The sequence below is a fragment of the Bittarella massiliensis (ex Durand et al. 2017) genome (assembly GCF_001486165.1).
GTDB classification, from domain to species: domain Bacteria; phylum Bacillota; class Clostridia; order Oscillospirales; family Ruminococcaceae; genus Bittarella; species Bittarella massiliensis.
Map to the genome: position 1 here is coordinate 228,365 of NZ_LN908976.1, position 18,920 is coordinate 247,284.

17 protein-coding genes and 1 pseudogene are annotated in these 18,920 nt (G+C 65.1%); 6 read left to right on the plus strand and 12 right to left on the minus strand.

Annotated features, from left to right (window positions below; all coding sequences use genetic code 11):
• The 5 genes from BN3266_RS04535 to BN3266_RS04555 form a co-directional block, all read left to right on the plus strand.
• Positions 1 to 737, plus strand: a 737-nt coding sequence (locus BN3266_RS04535; RefSeq protein WP_195891604.1) for a nucleoside hydrolase, incomplete at its 5' end; no start/stop codon positions are given.
• Positions 737 to 1,669, plus strand: coding sequence for a nucleoside hydrolase (locus BN3266_RS04540; RefSeq protein ID WP_059004116.1), 933 nt, complete (start codon positions 737 to 739; stop codon positions 1,667 to 1,669). The genes BN3266_RS04535 and BN3266_RS04540, both read left to right, overlap by 1 nt.
• A gap of 239 nt (positions 1,670 to 1,908) precedes the next feature.
• Positions 1,909 to 2,577 (plus strand): deoxyribose-phosphate aldolase, encoded by a 669-nt coding sequence (gene deoC, locus BN3266_RS04545; RefSeq protein ID WP_021660650.1) that lies wholly within the window; start codon positions 1,909 to 1,911, stop codon positions 2,575 to 2,577.
• Between the two features lie 201 nt (positions 2,578 to 2,778).
• On the plus strand, positions 2,779 to 3,891 hold the full coding sequence (locus BN3266_RS04550; protein WP_059004119.1) for a helix-turn-helix transcriptional regulator: 1,113 nt from the start codon (positions 2,779 to 2,781) through the stop codon (positions 3,889 to 3,891).
• A 423-nt stretch (positions 3,892 to 4,314) separates the two neighbouring features.
• Complete coding sequence (locus BN3266_RS04555) at positions 4,315 to 5,580, plus strand: O-acetylhomoserine aminocarboxypropyltransferase/cysteine synthase family protein (RefSeq protein ID WP_059004120.1); 1,266 nt, start codon at positions 4,315 to 4,317, stop codon at positions 5,578 to 5,580.
• Positions 5,581 to 6,727: 1,147 nt separating this feature from the next.
• Here BN3266_RS04555 and BN3266_RS04560 read toward each other — a convergent pair.
• The 6 genes from BN3266_RS04560 to BN3266_RS04585 all read right to left on the minus strand — a co-directional run bounded on the left by BN3266_RS04560 (position 6,728) and on the right by BN3266_RS04585 (position 13,109).
• Positions 6,728 to 8,740, minus strand: a complete 2,013-nt coding sequence (locus BN3266_RS04560; protein WP_059004122.1) for an FtsX-like permease family protein — start codon at positions 8,738 to 8,740, stop codon at positions 6,728 to 6,730.
• Positions 8,730 to 9,494: an ABC transporter ATP-binding protein gene (locus BN3266_RS04565; RefSeq protein WP_021660659.1), complete on the minus strand. Its 765-nt coding sequence runs from the start codon at positions 9,492 to 9,494 to the stop codon at positions 8,730 to 8,732. Before BN3266_RS04565 ends, BN3266_RS04560 begins: the two co-directional genes overlap by 11 nt.
• A gap of 108 nt (positions 9,495 to 9,602) precedes the next feature.
• The gene (locus BN3266_RS04570) at positions 9,603 to 10,637 is read right to left on the minus strand and encodes a sensor histidine kinase (protein WP_075109679.1); all 1,035 of its coding nucleotides are present in this window, start codon (positions 10,635 to 10,637) and stop codon (positions 9,603 to 9,605) included.
• A complete protein-coding gene (locus tag BN3266_RS04575) occupies positions 10,628 to 11,302 on the minus strand; it encodes a response regulator transcription factor (protein WP_059004127.1) in 675 nt (224 codons plus the stop codon). Before BN3266_RS04575 ends, BN3266_RS04570 begins: the two co-directional genes overlap by 10 nt.
• Positions 11,303 to 11,895: 593 nt before the next feature.
• Positions 11,896 to 12,666 (minus strand): sulfite exporter TauE/SafE family protein, encoded by a 771-nt coding sequence (locus BN3266_RS04580; RefSeq protein ID WP_059004128.1) that lies wholly within the window; start codon positions 12,664 to 12,666, stop codon positions 11,896 to 11,898.
• A gap of 14 nt (positions 12,667 to 12,680) precedes the next feature.
• On the minus strand, positions 12,681 to 13,109 hold the full coding sequence (locus BN3266_RS04585; protein WP_059004130.1) for a MarR family winged helix-turn-helix transcriptional regulator: 429 nt from the start codon (positions 13,107 to 13,109) through the stop codon (positions 12,681 to 12,683).
• Between the two features lie 346 nt (positions 13,110 to 13,455).
• Here BN3266_RS04585 and BN3266_RS04590 point away from each other — a divergent pair, with 346 nt between their 5' ends.
• Complete coding sequence (locus tag BN3266_RS04590) at positions 13,456 to 14,013, plus strand: manganese efflux pump MntP (protein WP_059004132.1); 558 nt, start codon at positions 13,456 to 13,458, stop codon at positions 14,011 to 14,013.
• Positions 14,014 to 14,160: 147 nt separating this feature from the next.
• Here the strand turns inward: BN3266_RS04590 and BN3266_RS04595 are convergent, their stop codons facing one another.
• The 6 genes and pseudogenes from BN3266_RS04595 to BN3266_RS14520 all read right to left on the minus strand — a co-directional run.
• A complete protein-coding gene (locus tag BN3266_RS04595; protein WP_021659064.1) occupies positions 14,161 to 15,018 on the minus strand; it encodes an ABC transporter permease in 858 nt (285 codons plus the stop codon).
• Positions 15,012 to 15,929 carry an ABC transporter ATP-binding protein gene (locus tag BN3266_RS04600; RefSeq protein WP_059004134.1) on the minus strand — a complete coding sequence of 306 codons (918 nt, stop codon included), beginning with the start codon at positions 15,927 to 15,929 and terminating at the stop codon, positions 15,012 to 15,014. The genes BN3266_RS04595 and BN3266_RS04600 overlap by 7 nt, the downstream gene beginning before the upstream one ends.
• On the minus strand, positions 15,926 to 16,348 hold the full coding sequence (locus tag BN3266_RS04605; protein ID WP_021659062.1) for a DUF3021 family protein: 423 nt from the start codon (positions 16,346 to 16,348) through the stop codon (positions 15,926 to 15,928). The genes BN3266_RS04600 and BN3266_RS04605 overlap by 4 nt, the downstream gene beginning before the upstream one ends.
• Before the next feature lie 13 nt (positions 16,349 to 16,361).
• Entirely contained in the window at positions 16,362 to 16,799 is a 438-nt protein-coding gene (locus BN3266_RS04610) for a LytTR family DNA-binding domain-containing protein (RefSeq protein WP_021659061.1), read from the minus strand.
• Between the two features lie 280 nt (positions 16,800 to 17,079).
• A complete protein-coding gene (locus tag BN3266_RS04615) occupies positions 17,080 to 18,480 on the minus strand; it encodes an MATE family efflux transporter (protein ID WP_059004136.1) in 1,401 nt (466 codons plus the stop codon).
• 200 nt (positions 18,481 to 18,680) lie between these two features.
• Positions 18,681 to 18,845: pseudogene (locus BN3266_RS14520) on the minus strand (alkyl sulfatase dimerization domain-containing protein); the annotation flags it as partial.
• Positions 18,846 to 18,920 lie beyond the last annotated feature (75 nt).

Genomic DNA, 18,920 nt, shown 5'->3' on the forward strand with positions numbered 1-18,920 from the left:
CGGGGGAGGCCCTGGCCGCCGCCGGGGAGAGCTGCCGCCTGGCGGGGGGGGATCCCCCCCTGCACCAGGGGATGTGCGGCCCCATGGTCCCGCTGGCAGAGGTCGCCCCCAGCGCCGGGGAGAAAGACCCCCTGGCCGGGATCCTGGCCCTGGGCAGCGCCCTGGCCGCCGCCCCCCAGCAGGTGCAGATTTTGGCTCTGGGCCCCCTCACCGACCTGGCCATGGCCTTTCTGCGCGACTCCGACGGCTTCTCCCAGGCCGCGGGCATCCTCCTCTGCGGAGGGGCCCAGCTGGGCTACCCCGCCCAGACCGAGACCGCCGAGTACAACCTGCTATGCGACCCCGAAGCGGCCTCGGTGGTCCTCTCCTGTGGGGTGCCGGTGAGCGTCCTCCCGCGGGAGACCGCCGCCGAAGCCGCCGCCGGCCTATCCCTCCCCGAGGGGGGGCGGTGGTGCGCCCTCCTGGACCGGGACGGCGGCCAGGGGCTTTTGGGGGCGGTGGGGGCCGCCGTGGCGGCCGAGCCCGCCCTCATTGCCGAGAGCTTTGCCTGCAACCTGTCGGTGGACACCTCCGGCAGCCGCACCCGCGGGCAGCTCAACGCCACCCGGCTGGCCGGCACCATCATCGACGGCCAGGCCGAGCTGCTCACCGCCCAGGTGATCACCCGCCTGGAGCACACCGCCCTGCAGGCCTGGTTTGACCGGGCCGCCGCCAACCTGGAAGGGGGGTCTCTCTGATGCGCCACATCCTCTTTGACACCGACACCGCCTCCGACGACGCGGTGGCCCTGGTCATGTCCCTGCGCTGCGCGGACCTCCACATCGAGGCCGTCACCTGCGTCTGCGGCAACATCACCCTGCCCAAGGTCATCCGCAACGCCCGCATCGCCGTGGAGAAGGCCGCCACCTACCGCCCGCCGGTCTACGCGGGGATGGCCCGCCCCCTCTTCGGGCAGCCCACCTCCTTTGGCGAGCAGGCCCACGGCCCCGACGGCCTGGGGGGGATGAACTACCCCGAGCCCTCGGTCCCCCTGTCGCCGGGCCACGCGGTGGACCAGATCATCCGTCTGGCGCGGGAGGTGGACGATCTGGAGATCCTCGCCCTGGGGCCCCTGACCAACATCGCCATGGCCATCCTCCTGGCCCCCGAGGCCATGAAGCGGGTGAAGAACATCACCCTCATGGGCGGCCAGTACCGGATGATCGACGCCTTTACTGCCAATGCCGAGTTCAACATCGCCATGGACGCCGAGGCGGCCAAGATCGTCTTTGCCAGCGGGATGCACCTGACGGTGGTCCCCATCGACGTCTGCTACGGCCACACCGAGATCGACGCCGCCGACCGGGCCGTCCTGCGGGGCTACCACACCGAGGTGGGGGATTTCTACATCGACGCCAACCGCACCCTGTTGGAGATGAACAAGGGCGCCTACGGCAAGGACATCATCTCTATGCCCGACCCCACCGCCGCCGCGGTGGTGATGGACCCCGGGGTGGTGCGCGGCCGGGTGGAGTGCTCTGCCGACGTGGAGGTCAAGAGCCCCTTTGCCATGGGCGAGCTGCTCTACGACTTCGACGGCCGCAGCGGCAACCCCCAAAACTGTACCCTCATCACCGAAATCGACCCCGCCCGCTTCAAAGAGATGGTCTTTGCCAGCGCCGACCACTGAATGCGCCTCCCTATTTTGCGGCGGGCGGCTCCCCTCTCGGGAGCCCGCCCGCCGCTTTTTTTCGCAAAATGTTCACCCATTCAAACAAATGATAGAAAATGATTTACAAATGAACGCGCATTTTTTACAAATACCCATTGACTTTTCCCGCAAAAGGAGAAATAATAGAGGCAGTACAACCGGGCGGAGCGCCGCCCTTTTCGCCTGCCCACCAACCCATCTTTGAGGAGGAATTTGTTATGACCCAGCAGGAGATCCTGGCAAAAGTCGACCACACCCTTTTGAAGCCCGAGAGCACCTGGGCGCAAATCAAGCAGATCTGTGACGACGCCATCGAGTACAAGACCGCGTCCATCTGCATCAACCCCTGCTACGTGAAGCGGGCTGTCGAGTACTTAAACGGCCGGGTACCGGTCTGCACCGTCATCGGCTTCCCTCTCGGGGCCACCCCCACCGCCGTCAAGGTGTTTGAGGCCAAGCAGGCCCTGGCCGACGGGGCGGAGGAGTTCGACATGGTCATCAACATCGGCGCCCTCAAAGACGGCGACTACGAGTATGTCAAGCAGGACATCGCCGCCCTCAAAGAGGCCGTGGGCGATCACGTGCTGAAGGTCATCATCGAGACCTGCCTCCTCACCGACGAGGAGAAGGAGAAGATGTGCGACATCGTGGTGGAAGCCGGGGCCGACTTCATCAAGACCTCCACCGGGTTCTCCACCGCCGGGGCCACCTTCCACGACATCGAGCTGTTCAACCGCTGCGTGGCCGGCCGCTGCAAGATCAAAGCCGCCGGCGGCATCAAGTCGGTGGACGACATGGAGAAGTTCATCTCCCTGGGGGCCGACCGTCTGGGCACCAGCTCCGCCATCAAGCTGCTGAAAAATCAGGAGACCGGCGGCGCCTACTAAGGCACCGTCTCCCCTGTCCCCAAAAGAGGGGGCGCGCAGGGTCTGCGCGCCCCCTCTTTTTGTCCTTATCCCCTCCCCCCCCCCGCGACCTGCCCGGCAGGCAGGTTTTTCTTCCCGCAAGTTTCCACCCCGTCCATTGCGAGGGCCCGCTCCCCCGTGGTAGGATAAGAGCAGACAGGACAGCGGAGAGGAGCGGCGAACATGGAGCTAAAAATCGGCGAGACCATCCTGCGCCTGCGCAGGGAGAGAGGGCTGACCCAGGAACAGTTGGCGGCGGCGGTGGGGGTCTCTCCCCCGGCGGTGAGCAAGTGGGAACGGGGGGTCACCTGCCCCGACATCGCCCTGCTGGCCCCCCTGGCCCGGGCCCTGGGGTCCACGGTGGACCGGCTGCTCTCCTTCACCCCCGGCCTCACCGACGAGGAGGTGCAGGCCGCCGAGGGGGAGGTGCGCGCCCTCATGCAGACCGAGGGGTTTGCCGCCGGCTGCGCCCGGCTGGAGGAGCTGCTGCACCAGTACCCCAACTGCGACTACCTGAAATTTCGCCTGGCCGGCCTCTTGCAGATGGGGCTGGGGATGACCCCCACCCCGGAGGAGGACGAGACCCAGGCCCAGGCGGCCCTGCGCCGGGCCGCCGCCCTCCTCGAACAGGTGGAGCAGGGGGGCGACCCCTGGCTGAAGGGCCCCGCCGCCGCGGTGTTGGCGGGCCTCTACCTCTCCGGGGGCGAGTTCGAGCGGGCCGAGCAGCTTCTGGACGGCCTGCCCCGGCAGGAGGTGGACCCCGCCGACCTCTACACCTCCCTCTATCTGGCCAAGGGGGACTTGGAGAGGGCCGAGGCCAGCGCCCAGGGCCGGCTCTACCAGTCCCTGGCCACGGCGGGGCTCGCCCTGGGGCAGCTGCAAAACATCGCCCGCCAGCGGGGGGATGAACGGCGCCTTCGCCTCTACGCGGCCGACTGCGCGGCCCTGACCGGCCGCTTTGGGGTGGGCGGCGCCTTCGGCGGCTGGGAGGTGGAGGCCGAGTACCTGGCCCGGGAGGGGGCGATCGAGCAGGCGCTGGACGCCTTTGATCGCTATGTGGACGACCTGTCCCGCCTGAACTTCGACTTCTCCCAGAGCCCCCACTTCTCCGCCGCCCCCCTCAAGCGCCCCGACTCCCGCCAGGTGAAGAACAACCGCCTCCTCATCGCCCGGATGCTGGAGGAGGACCACCGCTTTGCCCCCCTGCTGGCGCACCCCCGCTATCGGGCCGCCCTCCGGCGGCTGGCCGAGAGCGCCGACGGCCTGGGAAGAGAAACCGCCCAAAAATCCAGTTGACAAGGGCTGCGCGCCGTGCTAGCATAGAACACATCACAAAGACCGACACAGGCAATGAAGAGAAGAGTACGCTTCGCACAGTCGCCAAAGAGAGCCCCGGACGGTGAAAAGGGGTGCGAAAGGCGGGGCGGAAAATGGTCTCGGAGCTGCGCACCGACCGGGCGGAAAGGCCCCTAGGCTGCGACGGGGGCGCCCGTTATCGCGCCGGGGTATCGACAGGCAAAAGGGGGAAAAGCCCCGCCCGTCCGCACCCGCCGAGGCCCGCTTTTTTCGGGCAAAATCAAGGTGGTACCGCGAAGCTGACAGCTCTCGCCCTTGCAGCGCAGATCATGCGCTCTGGGGCGGGGGCTTTTTTATTGCCCCTCTCCCCCCATCGGCCGGTCTTGTGCCGCGAAGGACAAACAGCGAAAAGGAGGATCCCCCATGAAATTGGAAACCAAGTGCCTGCACGCCGGCTACGCCCCGGAAAACGGCCAGCCCTGCGCCCTGCCCATCTACCAGTCCACCACCTACAAGTACGACTCCACCGACCACGTCGGCGCCCTCTTTGACTTGAGCGCCCCGGGGCACATGTACTCGCGCATCTCCAACCCCACCGTGGCCGCGGTGGAGGAGAAGATCGCCGCCCTGGAAGGGGGGATCGGCGCCCTCTGCACCACCTCCGGCCAGGCGGCCAACCTGCTGGCGGTGCTCAACATCTGCTCGGCCGGGGACAGCCTGGTGGCCGTCCCCACCATCTACGGCGGCACCATCAACCTCTTTGCCGTCACCCTCAAACGGCTGGGGATCGAGTGCATCTTCGTGGACGGGGACGCCAGCCCCGAGGAGATCCGGGCCGCCTTCAAGCCCAACACCCGCCTGGTCTTTGGCGAGACCATCGCCAACCCGGCCATCAGCGTCTTCGACATCGAAAAGTTTGCCCAGGTGGCCCACGAGCAGGGGGTCCCCCTGGTGGTGGACAACACCTTCGCCACCCCCATCCTCTGCCGGCCCTTTGAGTTCGGGGCCGACATCGTCACCCACTCCACCACCAAGTATATGGACGGCCACGCCATCCAGGTGGGCGGGGTGATCGTGGACAGCGGCAAATTCGACTGGCAGAACGGCCGCTTCCCCGAACTGACCGAGCCGGACGAGTCCTACCACGGGGTCTGCTATGTCCGCGACTTTGGGGCCGCCGCCTACATCACCAAGGCCCGGGTGCAGCTGATGCGGGACTTCGGCTGCTACCCCGGCGCCCAGGCCGCCTTCTACCTGAATCTGGGGTTGGAGACCCTGCCGGTGCGGATGGAGCGCTACTGCAAAAACGCCGAGCAGATGGCCCGCTTCTTCGCCGCCAGCGACAAGGTGGAGTCGGTCAGCTACCCCGCCCTGCCGGGGGACCCCTACCACCAGTTGGCCCAGAAATACCTGCCCGACGGCTGCAGCGGCGTTCTCTCCCTGACCATCAAGGGCGGCAGGGAGGCGGCGGTCCGCTTTATGGACAGCCTGCAGCTGGCCACCAACGAGGTGCATGTGGCCGACATCCGCACCTGCGTCCTCCACCCCGCCAGCGCCACCCACCGCCAGTTGACCGACGCCCAGCTGGTGGCCGCCGGCATCAACCCCGGCCTCATCCGCTTCTCGGTGGGGCTCGAGCACATCGACGACATCATGGACGACGCCCGCCAGGCCCTGGAGAAGGTCTAGTCCTTCTTTTCTCAGAAAATGTTTCCCCTCTCCCTGTAGACTGCCGACAGAAAGGCCGCTCCTCCGCCCCGCTGCGACACAGTGGGTGTAGAAGCGGGCTTTTTCTGCGGACTTTTAAATACAATTTGTATAATGTTTTGTAAATACAACAAATTATCCCCTTTTTCAGGGTTTTTCCCCTGTAACGGGGGCGGATTTCGCCAACCCTGAACGGGGCGACAGCGATCCGAAACTCGCTGCCGCATGGGGAGGGGAGCGCCGAGAACCCCCCTCCACTTCGACCGGGGCGCGGTCGAGGGGCGGCCGGCTACCCCTTCTTTTTTTGGGGGCCCTTGCCCCTCTCCCGCAGCGTTCATGGCACTTGTTGTCCGGCTGACGGGCCGGTCCCAAAATCCGGTCATTCCCCGCTGGGTCTGCCGGACATCCCCTGTCGGTTCGCCCATCTTGCCAGGCAGTAAGCCGGTTTTGACCGCCTCAGGAGCGCCTCCCCCTTGGGGAAGGGACCCGGCCAAGGCGGGCCGGAAGCTCCCCCAGGCCGACTGTCCACAGCGGAAGGCCCTGCCAGGCCCGGGCAACCGGTCATCTGCTCCACTCCCCTGCCGGTTTTTCCGCCCTGCTGGACAGCGAACTGGTTTTGGCCATTCCAGAAGCACCGCCCCCTCGGGGAAGGGAGCACCGGCCAAGGCGGGCCGGAAACTCCCCCAGCCGACTGTCCACAGCGGAAGGCTCCACCAGGCCCGAGCAACCGGTCATCTGCTCCACTTCCCTGCCGTTTTTTCCATCCTGTCGGGCGGCGAACCGCGCTCGGGCAGGCGACGCCCAGGCTGGAGTGGCCCTGAACCGCCTTCTCAACTAGTCATCCGTCGCGGCGGACCCTGCTGGCCCCTGCCAGTCGGTCTTCTTCCCCCCTGGCAGGGGGCTGAAAAGGGGGACGCCCGTCTTGTTGCCCCTCCCCCCGTCCATCGCAGCCGCCGGGCCCCAGAGAGGGGCCGCTGGCAGGGGGCATCCCGCCACCGCTCCTCCCCCACAGACGGGTCAGAAAGCCGCGCCGTCTCTGTAAAGGCGTCTGCCTTTCCTCTATTCGATTGCAAAAAGGGGCCCCTCCCGGCGGGCGGGAAGGGCTCCTCTTTGCTTTTGGGGTGCTGTTTTACTTGGTCGCGAGGGAGGTCTCGGTGGCCATCCGCCGGGCGCCGAAGTAGGTGAGGGCGAAGTAGGCGCCGTAGATGACGAGGACGATGCCCAGGGTCCAGAGGGTGCTGGGCCAGATGTTCTGCACCCCGATGGAGGTGAGGGCGCTCTGCATCACGTAGAAGAAGACCGCCGAGTGCACCAGAGCCAGGGCCAGGGGGATGAAAAAGTAGAGGGCCACCTGGGAGAAAACCGCCCCCCGCAGCATCCCGTCGGCAGTGCCCAGCTTGCGCAGCAGCCGGTAGCGCTGGTTGTTGTCCGCCGCCTCAGAGAGCTGTTGCAGGGCGAGAATGGCGGCGCTGGCCAGCAGGAAGACGATGCCCAGGTAGATGCCGATGTAGAGGAAGGTCACCTTGCTGCCCAGGGCGATCTGGTAGACCAGGGTGGAGGTGGCGCCGTAGATCTTGATGCCGCTCCCCTTCTCGATCTCGTCGCCCGCCCGGTTGACAAAGTCGAGGAAGGCCGTTTCCGCCGCCTCCTTGTCGCCGGCGTAAAAGCCGCTGATGGTGGAGCGGTAGGCGGGGATGGCGGCCGCCACCCGGTCGGGGAGGACCAAGATCACGTCCTCCGCCGCGCCGACACCGGTGCTGGTCTCCAGCGCGCCGGTGAGATAGCCGTCCCGGTGGGCGCGCAGGGTCTGCCCGCCCAGGGTCACCGTGCGCTCACTTTTGAGGTAATTTTTCACCGCCTGTTGGGAGTCGTGGGAGAGGGCGATCACCGCGAACTCGCCCTCGGGCAGGTCGAAGGTGGGCTGGCCGGACAGCTCCATCAGGGCGTTGTAGTCGCTCTCGGAGACGGCGTCGACGGTGATGTTGGTCCCCGGCACATCATCCCCCTCGTAGCAGCCGGCCAGCAGGTCGGCCTTGTGGATGCCGGTGTCGTGATAGGCAAAGGTGACCGAGCCGTCCAGATGCCCCTCCAGGTCAAAGCCGTGCTCCCGCAGGATGTCCATCACCGGGCGCTCGCTGTGCTCCTTCGAGCCGTTGTAGAGGCTGACGTCGTAGACGGTGATCTCGGCCAGCTGGTCCTGCATGGACTGGGCCACCCCGATGCCGAAGGAGAGGGCCCCCACCGACAGCAGGAGCATCAAGCAGATGAAGGTCACCGAGAGGTAGGTGGTGTTGATCTTGCTGTTGAGCTGGCGCAGCACAAACATGTTGAGCTTGTTGTAGTAAAGCCGCTTGTTGGACTTGCAGATGCGCAGCAGGAACCCCGAGAGGGACATGAAGAAGAGCAGTGTCCCCACCCCGCCGATGAGCATGATCAGGGGGATCTCGCTTCCCAGCATCCGCATCCCGTTGCGGATGAACATCCAGTAGGCGGTGCCGATGAGGGCCACCGAGAGCAGGAAGAGCACCACCGAATGCCAGAGTTTTTTGGCGCGGAAGGTCTGGTTTTTCTTCTGGGCCGACAGCAGGTCGATGAGCTTTTGCCGGGAGATGGAGACGCTGCCCAGGGCCATGACCACCACAAAGATGATGGCGAAGTAGAGGATGGTCTTCCCCGCCGCTGCCGGGGAGAAGACGAAGTGGAAGGTGTCCAGCTTGACTTCAAACACCTGCGCGGTCAGCAGGGAGACCGCCTGGGAGGCGGCCACCCCCAGCCCCAGCCCGCAGGCCAGGGAGAGGGCCCCCACCACCGCCGTCTCCAGTAGGAAAATCAGGTTGACCTTGCCCTTGGGCATCCCCAACAGGGCGTAGACCCCCAGCTCCTTTTTGCGGCGCTTGATGAGAAAGGTGTTGGCGTAGAGGATCAAAAAGCCGAGGACGATGGAGACAAAGACCGAGAGGACGTCCATGATCTGGATCAGCATGACAAAGACCGAGGACTGCACCGGGTTGGTGAGGGCCTGCTGGGCATCCATCGAGCCGAAGACGTAGAAGATGCAGACGCCGAAGGTCAGGGTGAGGAAGTAGACGAAGTAGTCCTTCAGGCTGCGGCGAACGTTGCGAAAGGCGAGTTTACAGCACATCTGCACTCTCACCTCCCAGCAGGGTCACCACTTCGATGATGCGGGCGAAGAACTCCTTTCGGCTCTGCTCCCCCTTCACCAGTTCCGAGAAGATGCGCCCGTCCTTGATGAAGAGGATGCGGTCACAGTAGCTGGCGGTAAAGGCGTCGTGGGTGACCATGAGGATGGTGGCCTCCATCACCTGTACCATGGTCTGCAGGCTGTGCAGCAGCATCCGGGCGGACTTTGAGTCCAGCGCCCCGGTGGGCTCGTCGGCCAGCACCAACTGCGGGTTGGTGACGATGGCCCGGGCGCAGGCGACCCGCTGCTTCTGCCCGCCGGAGAGCTGGTAGGGGTACTTCTCCAGCACCTCGGCGATCCCCAATTCGGCGGCCACGTTCTGCACCCGCACGTCGATTTCCCGGGCGGGGGTACGCAGGATGGTCAGGGCCAGGGCCACGTTCTCCCGGGCGGTGAGGGTGTCTAGGAGGTTGAAGTCCTGAAAGACAAAGCCCAGTTGGCTGCGGCGGAAGGCCGCCAGCTTTTTTCCCCGCATCCGGGTGATGTCCTGGTCCCCCACGAAGATGCCGCCGCTGGTGGCGGTGTCGATGGTGGAGATGCAGTTGAGCAGGGTGGTCTTGCCGGAGCCCGAGGCCCCCATCACCCCCAGGAATTCCCCCTTCTGCACCGAGAAGGAGATGTCGTCCACGGCCTTGGTCACATTCCCCCGGCCGCCGTAGTATTTGTGCAGGTGTTCCACGCGCAAAATTTCCATAAGAAGCGCTCCCTCCTTGTATCTGCTTTGTGTTTGGCTCTGGTATCAGTATACCCGCACACCCAGGGGGGAGAAAGGGAACTACCTTACATCCTCCTTACGCTTTTGTCACCTTGTCTCGCCCGCCTCACCGCCCGCCAGGTGGTAGCTCCCCTTGGGGAAGGTGAGGGTGACACAGGTCCCCTCCCCCACCCGGGACTCCAGCCGGATGCCCATCCCCAGCTTTTTGCAGAGGGTGGCGCAGAGGTAGAGGCCCATGCCGGTGGAGCGGGCAAAGGCGCGGCCGTTTTCGCCGGTGAACCCCTTTTCAAAGACCCGGCCCTGGTCCCGCGGGGGGATGCCCACCCCCCGGTCGCACACCGAGAGGGAGACCCCCTCCGCCCCAGCCTCCCCCCGCAGGGAGAGGGAGAGGGGCTCCTCCCCCCGGTACTTGGCGGCGTTTTGAAACAGCTGCCCCAGGATGAAGGCCACCCACTTGGCGTCGGTGTAGACGGTGCGGTCCAGCCCCTCCGAGCGCACCCGGGCCCTGCTTTCAATGAGGAGGGTGGCGTTTTTCTTCAGCGCGTCGGCGGTGAGCTGGCGCAGGCTCACCGGGCGGATGGCATAGTCCTTCTCGGGGGCGCCGCTGCGGGTGTAGTAGAGGGCCTGTTCCACATAGCCGTCGATGCGCTCGGCCTCCCGGCGGACGGCGGCGGGGTCGGGCTGCCGCCCCCCCTCCACCGACAGCAGCAGCGAGGCGATGGGGGTCTTGACCTCGTGCACCCAGGTCTCGATGTACTCCTGGTACTCCCGGGCCTCCACCGCCCGGCGGTCGATCTGGTCGTTCATCGACTTGCCGCAGGCGGCCAGCACCTCTTTCCAGAAGCGGCCCTCGGCAAAGGGGGGCTCCTCCATCAACTGGGGCAGCAGACTCTTGCGGTCGAGCTCCCCCAGCACCCGGGCCAGGTGTCGGTAGTAGCGGCTGCGGGTGTAGGCCTCCACCCCGCAACAGACGGCCACCGGCACAAACAGCACCAGGCAGATGAAGGCGGTGGGCGCGCCCCCCACCCCCAGCAGGTGCAGCAGCAGGGCCGAGAGGGCGCAGCCCCCGGCGCTGGCCAGCAGCAGGGGCAGCCGCTGGGCCAGCAGGTCCCTCACTCGCACAGTTGGTACCCCTGGCCCCGGCGGGTGAGCAGATAGCCCTCCACCCCGATCTCAGCCAGCTTGCCCCGCAGCCGGTTGATGTTGACGGTGAGGGTGTTGTCGTCCACAAACTCGTCGGACTGCCAGAGCTCGTTGATGAGGGCGTCCCGGGAGACGATCTCCCCCCGGGCCCGCATCAGTACCCAGAGGATCTGGCGCTCGTTCTTGGTCAACTCCACCCGCCGCTCGCCACAGATGGCCTCGCTGCGGGAGAGTTCCAGCTCCACCCGGCCAAAGCGGGCCACCCGGCTCTCCCCACTCTGGTAACTGCGGGCCAGCACCCGGGCGATGTGGGCCTGCAGCAGTTGGGGGTTGTAGGGCTTGGCCACAAAGTCGTCGGCGCCCAGGTTCATCCCCATCAGCTCGTCCATCTCGGTGTCCCGGCTGGTGACGATGATGATGGGCACCTGGCTGTGCTGGCGCAGCTGGCGGCAGACGGTGTACCCGTCCTGCACCGGCAGGTTGATGTCCAGCAGCACCAGGTGGGGAGCCGCCTCCAAAATCTCCTCCACCGCCCGGCTGAAATCCTCCACCTGCAGGGCGCGGTAGCCGTAGTTTTCCAGCAGCCGCACCAGTTCTCTTGCCATCTGCCGGTCGTCCTCCACCACCATAATGGTCTCTGCCATGGTCTCTCTCCTCCCTGTCTCGCGTTTTGTCCAGTATACCACAACCCCTCCCCCAGGCAAAGGAGGGGGGCGGCATCCCCGCCGCCGGCGCGGAAAAACACCCCAACCGGCGCCGGTTCGGCCGCACCCTTTGGAAAGGGGCCGGGGGGTATGCTGTGATGGGGGAAAAGGTGGCCCGGATAAAGAGGATGGCCCGGCAGAGAAAGATGCGGGGTTCTCTAGGGCGGTGTGGCTTGCAGTGGGCGCGGCGATTTTTCGCGCGCTGTTTGTGGGACTCTCAAAGAGAGCAAAACGAGCAGATTTTCCTCTGACGCCGACGCGGGATATGGCTGCTAGAGGGCGGTCTTGACGGGCCATAGCCGCGCAGCAGGTAGATATTCAAATGACAGAAATGGGTGCAGATGTGGCGCTCCTCCCTTCGGTCAGGGCGAAGAAAGGGCAGATTGCCCGCTCTGCCGCACAAAAGCGGTCGAAAGGGGCGGCCCCGGCATCCGCAAGAAGGGGACAGCCCTCCCGCCCACCGGTTTGACGGCGGAGATAGGGGGCCGGCGCTCCATCCAGAGCGCCGGCCCCCTATCTCTCATCGGCTCCTATCAGCCGAACAGTTGCATGGCAATCATCACCGCCCCCAGGCCGGTGAGCACCCCGCCGGTGATCCGGTTGAGGGTCTTTGCCTGGGCGCGGTTGGCGATTTTGGCCGCCACCTGGGCCCCCAGCAGGGTGGCCGCCACACAGACCACCAGGGCGAAGACGTCGGGCGCGCCGCCGATGGCAAAGTGGGAGAGGGCCCCGGTCAGGGCGGTAAAGGTCATGATGAAGACGCTGGTGCCCACCGCCGTCTTCAGTTCATACCCCAGCACGCTGGTGAGGATGAGGAGCATCATCATCCCGCCGCCGGCGCCGATAAAGCCGCAGATCATCCCGATGAAGGCCCCACAGATGATGGACTGCACCACCTTCTGCCGCAGGGTCTTCCCCTCCTGGGCCTCCTTGGTGTTCATCACCGGGCGCACCAGGAACTTGATGCCCAGAAGCAATGTCATAAAGACCGAAAAGCTGCCCATGGAGGCGTTGGGCACCAGCGAGGCCACATAGCTGCCCGCCATGGTGAAGACCAGCACCGCCGCCAACATCACCAGCCCGTTTTTGATGTCGATGTTCTTGTTCTTGCCGTAGGTGTAGGCCGAGGCGGCCGAGGCCAGCACGTCGGAGGCCAGGGCAATGCCCACCGCCTCATAGGCGGGAAAGCCCAAAAAGGTGATCAGCATGGGGGAGATGACCGCGGCCGCGCTCATCCCCGCAAAGCCGGTGCCCACCCCGGCCCCCAGCCCCGCAATGATACAGACGATCAGTTTCCAAAACACAGTGTATGCCCCTTTCAGCAGTCCTTCAAATTGTCCATCAGCTTGGCAAAGACGGCGGCCATGACCGCCCCCTCCTGCGGGGAGATGCCCCGGTGGAGCCTCTCCCAAAAGGCGGCCTGGGCGGCGCACCCCGCCTCCACCGCCGGGCGGGCGGCGGGCAGCAGTTCCAGCCGCACCACCCGCCGGTCCCTGCCGTCGGGCGCGGCGGCCAGATAGCCGCGCCGCACCAGGGCGTCCACCGCCTTGGAGACCCCCGACTTGGCCATCCCCCGCAGTTCCACCACCTCTCTGGCGGTGTTGCAGCCGGGGTTGTTTTGCAAAAAGAGCAGCACGTCCACCTCGGCCCGGCTCAGCCCCCACTCCTCGGCCATTCCGCCGAGGGCTCGGTTGTAGCCCCGCGCAAAGGCCTGCCCCACCTTGAGGGCGTCTGTCGAAGAGAACACGGCCCTTCCCCCTTTCAAAAGTTCTTTACAGAACAGTTCAAGCAAGAACTATTTTAGCACGGATATTCCCTCTGTCAAGGGAGGTCTGGGGAATTTTTCGTCAGATATTGGCAAAATCGTTGACATTCTCGGGGATGGATGCTATTTTTATAGAACAGTTGATTGTGTGGGGGAGTAGTGGGCGCACCCGGTGCGCTGGCATGTCAACACGCTGGTCTGCGTCCGCAGACCTGGCCTGCCTTAAAAAACGAGACTCACGGGATCGCGCGGCCGCCCAAAACAGGGGGGCCGGGCGGTGCCGTGGGTCTTTTTTGTCCCGAGCGACCCCGCGCGAGGAGGAGAAAACATGAGTTTGTGGGAACTTTTTGTCATCGCCGTCGGGCTGTCGATGGACGCCTTTGCCGTCTCCATCTGCAAGGGGCTCTCGGTGCAGCGGGCGGGGGCCAAGCATTGCCTCATCGCCGGGCTCTACTTCGGCGGCTTTCAGGCCCTGATGCCCCTTGTGGGCTACCTGCTGGGGCGGCAGTTCGCCTCCCTCATCACCCAGTTCGACCACTGGATCGCCTTTGTGCTGCTGGCCTCCATCGGCTTCAACATGGTGCGGGAGTCCCGCCAGGAGGAGTGCCCGGCGGGGGACTTTGGCCCCAAGAGCATGCTCCCCCTGGCGGTGGCCACCAGCATCGACGCCCTGGCGGTGGGGATCACCTTCGCCTTTTTGCAGGTGGACATCGTCCCCGCCGTCAGCTTCATCGGCGGCGTCACCTTCCTGCTCTCCTTTGTCGGGGTCAAGGTGGGCAACGTCTTTGGCGCCAAGTACAAGTCCCGGGCGGAGCTCTGCGGCGGCATCGTCCTCATCGCCATGGGCACCAAGATCCTGCTGGACCACCTGGGCATCTGGGGGTGACCCCCTTCCACGACAAAAGCGCCCGGTGAGTTTCCTCACCGGGCGCTCTTTACACTGACTCTCCGCTTGCAGGGCACTCCCCCACTGCAAAGGGGGCCTTTCACCCAGGGCGCCGGACAGGGAAATCCCCTGCCCGGCGCCCTTTTTCTATCTTCTCCTGCACCATTTCACCAGCAGGGAGAGCCCGGCAAAGAGCACTGCGCCCCCCGCCAGCACCGCCAGGTGCCCCCAGACGGGGAAGGTCCCCCCGTCCCAGGCAAAGCAGATGCCCATCTCCTCTTTAAACTGGGTGACCAGTCCGGCCGGCACCCCGGCAAAGGTGGTCTCCATCGGCCCGGCGGTGAAGATCTGCCGCAGCAGGGCCGCGCCGTGGGTGGGGGGAAAGCACTTCACCACCACCTGCACCGCGCTGGGCAGGGTCCCGATGGGGATGTAGACGCCGGTGAGGAAGCCCACCAGGGTCCCCACCACTGTACAGGCCCCGGTGAAGGCGTTCTGGGTCTTGATGAAGAGGGTGAGAAAGTAGAGCATGGCCGCCGACGCGGCCACCGAGAGGGCGGTGACCCCCAGGGCCTGGGCCATCTGCAGGGGGGTGAGCAGCTCGCCCCCGGCGGCCACCAGGTAGACCTGCCCGGCCACAAAGGTCACCGCGCAGAGGACCAGCCCCACCGCCAAGGCGCTAAGGATATAGCCCCCCAACAGGGCCCCCGAACTGGCCGGGGAGACGGCGAAGTCCCGGTCCACCCCGCGGGCCCGGTCCTCCACCATCGCCCCGTAGCCCGAGAGGGTGGTGGTGACCGCCGCCACCGCCAGCACCCCGGCGATGAGCCAGCTGTCCACCAGCCGCCCGGCCCCCTCCAGCGCCGCCAGATCCCCGCCGAGGATGGTGCTCTTGAGAAAGAGGGCGTAGAGGCCGAGGACGATAAAGACCGACATCAGGGAGAAGAAGACGCCCCCCTTGTCCCTAAAAAAGAGTTTCACATTCCTTCTGGCAATGGCTAGCACGGCCGCTCCCCCCCTTCGATGATCTGCAAAAACACGTCGTCCATGGTGCCGCCGATGAGCTCGGCCCCGTCGAGCAGGTCCCGGCACCGCTCGAGGATGGGGATGGCCTCCAGGGTGCTCCCCAGCGCCAGGTGATAGCGCCGGCGGGGCTTGGTGTAGGCAAGGCCCATCTGCCGGAGCACCCCTTCCAGGGCGCCGGCGTCCCGGGGACTCAGGTAGAGTTTGTCCCGCCCGTAGCGGGCCTTCAGCTCCCCCGGGGTGCCCTGTTCCAGCACCGCCCCGTCGCCGATGACCGTCACCGCGTCGGCCTGGGCAGCCTCCTCCATGTAGTGGGTGGTGAGAAAGACGGTCATCCCCCCCTCCCGCTGCAGGGCGCGCACCGTCTCCCAGACCGCCTTGCGGGTCTGGGGGTCAAGGCCGGTGGTGGGCTCGTCCAAAAAGAGGATCTCCGGCCGGTGCACCAGGGCCCGGGCAATGTCGGCCCGGCGGCGCTGGCCGCCCGACAGCCGGCCGTAGCGGCGGTCCTTCAAATCGAGGGCCCCCACCGCCGCCATGGCCGCCCGGGCCGCCTCTCTCCCCCGCTCCCCCCGCAGGCCGTAGAGGGCCGCACGGGCGAGGAGGTTTTCCTCCACACTCAACAGGCCGTCCAGCAGGCTCTCCTGAAAGACCACCCCGATCTTGCGGCGGATGGCGCCGTTCTCCCGCCCCAGCAGACAGCCGTCCACCTGGGCCCGGCCCCCGTCGGGGGCGATCTGGGTGGTCAGCATGCTGATGGTGGTGGACTTGCCGGCCCCGTTTTGCCCCAAAAAGGCAAACAGTTCGCCCCGGCGGACCGAAAAGTCGATCCCCCGCACCGCCTCGATGGGGCCGTAGTGCTTTTTCAGCCCCTGTACCTCGATGATCTCGCTCATCGCTTTTCTCCTCTCTCCCTGCGGGCCCGCAGCTCCCGGTTGATTTTCCCCTCGTCGCTCTTGGCGCGGATGAGGGAGACCCCCACCACCCCGGCGTAGACCGTCAGGATGACCAGAAAGATCCCCACCAGGGTAAAGGCATCCGCCTCAAAAAAGCCCCACCAGAGCCCCAGGGGGTAGACCACCAGGGCAATGTCGGCCACGTCGATGAGGGCGCGCAGGGGGAAGCTGGCGACCTGGATCTTGTCGGTGAGGAACATCACCACCGAGATGAGGCTGGTCATCAAAAACATCTGGATGGCAACGTTGGCATCGATTCCCTCTCGGTGGCCCTGCACGCTCGCCAGCGTGCACTCGATCATCATCAAGATGGTGTAGGAAATGCAGTCGTAGGTGAAATACTGCTTGAATGTCGACATCGTCTTCCCTCCTTTACAGGCCGAATTTCTCTTTAAAGGCCGGCAGGTAGTGGCGGCTGATCACCACCGACTCGCCGTTTTCCAACTTGGCTTCCATCCGGCTCCCGGCCAGGGCGCGGACGCTTTCGAGCCGGGCGGTGTTGAGGATACAGCTCTTGCTGACCCGCACAAAGGCGGTGTTCTCCAACTGCCGCTCCAACTCGTAGAGCTTGGGGTCGCACTCGTAAACCTCTTTTTCGCAGTAGAGGTAGGTGCGCTCGTCCACCGACTCAAAGTAGAACACCTCTTCCAGGCGAAAAATGCGGCTGCTCTCCCCCCTCCTCCCGGTGATGGAGAAGGAGTAGAGCCGCACCTGTTCGATGAGGCGGCGCAGCGGCTCGTCGATGAGGCCGCAGCGGATGGTGATCTCCGGCTCGGCCAGTTCCAGCGACTGCTCGATGATGAGTTTCAAAATCAGTTCTCCCCTTTCGCTCCGGGTTTCATCCTACCATGTTTGGCCCCGCGGCTCAAGGCGGGGACGGGCCACCTGCGCCCTGCCGGGGGCAAGATGCAAAAAGGCGGGGCAAATCCCCCCTGGAGCCGCCCTTTTTGCGGCCAAAAAGCCGCCGTTTCTCCCCTCCTTCAAGGGATCTTCTGGGGGCTGAGAAATATATTTCCAGTTTTGGTAAATGGAAAAGGGGAACAAAAAAAGGGCCCGAAAACGGGCCCTTTTACAGGGTACGGCCAGCCGGTCAGCCCTGGGGCTGTTCCCGCTCGGCGGAGAGGGGGGCGGCGTCGAGGTTGCGGATCTCGCTGCTGTAAATGCTGCGGAAGATGACGGTGCTGGCGACGATGGCGGCGATCTCCGCCAGGGGCACGGCCGCCCAGACCCCGGTGACCCCCCAGAAGCGGCTGAGGAAGAAGGCCAGGGGGAGGATGACCACCAGCTGCCGCAAAACCGAGGTGAAAAGGCTGCTGGTGCCGTGGCCGGTGGCCTGAAAGAGGGTGGAGAGGATCATCGAGTAGGCCGCCGGCAGGAAGCAGATGGAGAGGATGTGCAGCGCCGGGATGCCGATGCGGCTCATCTCGGCCGAGGGGTTGAACATCCCCAACAGCTGGGTGGGCAGGAAGTTGAAGAGCAGGGTGCCCAGGGCCATGATGGCAAAGGCGGCCCCCATGCCGATCTTCAGGGTGCCCATCAGCCGCTTTTTGTTGCGGGCGCCGTAGTTGTACCCCATGATGGGCATCAGCCCCTGGTTGAGGCCGAAGATGGGCATGAACACAAAGGACTGCAGCTTGTTGTAGACCCCCATGATGGAGACCGCCGCCCCCGAGAAGCCGGTGAGGATGGCGTTGAGGCCCACCATCATCACCGAGCCGATGGACTGCATGATGATGGAGGGGAAGCCCACCTTGTAGATGTCCTTCACCACCTTGCCCTGGAACTTGAAGCCCTTGAAGGTGATGTGGATCTCGTGGTCTTTGGTGAGGAGGATGTAGACGCTGAAGAGCATGGCGATGATCTGCCCGGCAACGGTGGCGATGGCCGCGCCCTTGACCCCCATGGCCGGCAGCCCGAAGTAGCCGAAGATGAGGATGGGGTCGAGGACGATGTTGATCACCGCGCCCATGAGCTGAAAGACCATGGGGTAGATCATGTTGCCGGTGGCCTGCAAAACCTTCTCGCAGGCGATCTGCAGGAAGGAGCCGAAGCAGAGGATGGTGACGATGTAGCCGTAGTCACAGCCCATCTGCAGCACCTCGGCGTCGCCGGTGAAGGCGGCGAAGAAGGGCTTTACGAAGAGGAAGCCCAGCAGCGCAAAGACCGCGCTGGAGAGAAGGGCCAGCACCAGGCCGTGGCTGGCTGCCTGGGAGGCCACGTCGTGGCGCTGCTCGCCCAGCCGGCGGGAAATCAGCGAGTTGCAGCCGACGCCGGTGCCCACCGCCACGGCGATGAGCAGGGTTTGAATGGGGAAGGCCAGGGAGACGGCGGTGAGGGCGTTCTCCCCGATCTGGGCCACGTACATGCTGTCGACGATGTTGTAAAGCGACTGGATCAGCATGGAGAAGATGGCCGGCAGGGACATGCTGAAAATCAGTTTGGGCAGGGGCATGCTGCCCATTTTGTTCTCTTTGAGATTGGTTTGCTCCATATAGACACTCCTTTTCTTTCGCGTCCTGCACACAAAAAAACGACCCCCACAAGTGGCGGTCGTTTTTAGCCTTTCGTTGACACCGCAGCAAAGGGGGATCGAAGGAAGCCGTGACAGGACACAGTTCTTTTTGATCGACCCCAGTATAGCAACTGTCGGGTGAAATGTCAACAAGTTTCGCGCAGATGGGGTGGGAGGTCCTACCCCTCCAGCTCCTGGGCGCAGGTGAGGAAGTAGTGGCGGGCGCAGGCGTTTTCATCCTGTCGGCCCAGCTCGGTCAGGGCCTGGCGGCAGGTGGCCAGGGAGTCGCCGCTCTCCGCCCCCGCGAGGCGGAGTTTCCGGCAGAGTTCCAGCGCCCACCGGCACTCCCCCTGTCTCTTCTACCCATCTCGCTGTGTCTAAGATACAGGGCCACCAGCAGCACAGGCGGAGCTCTGTGG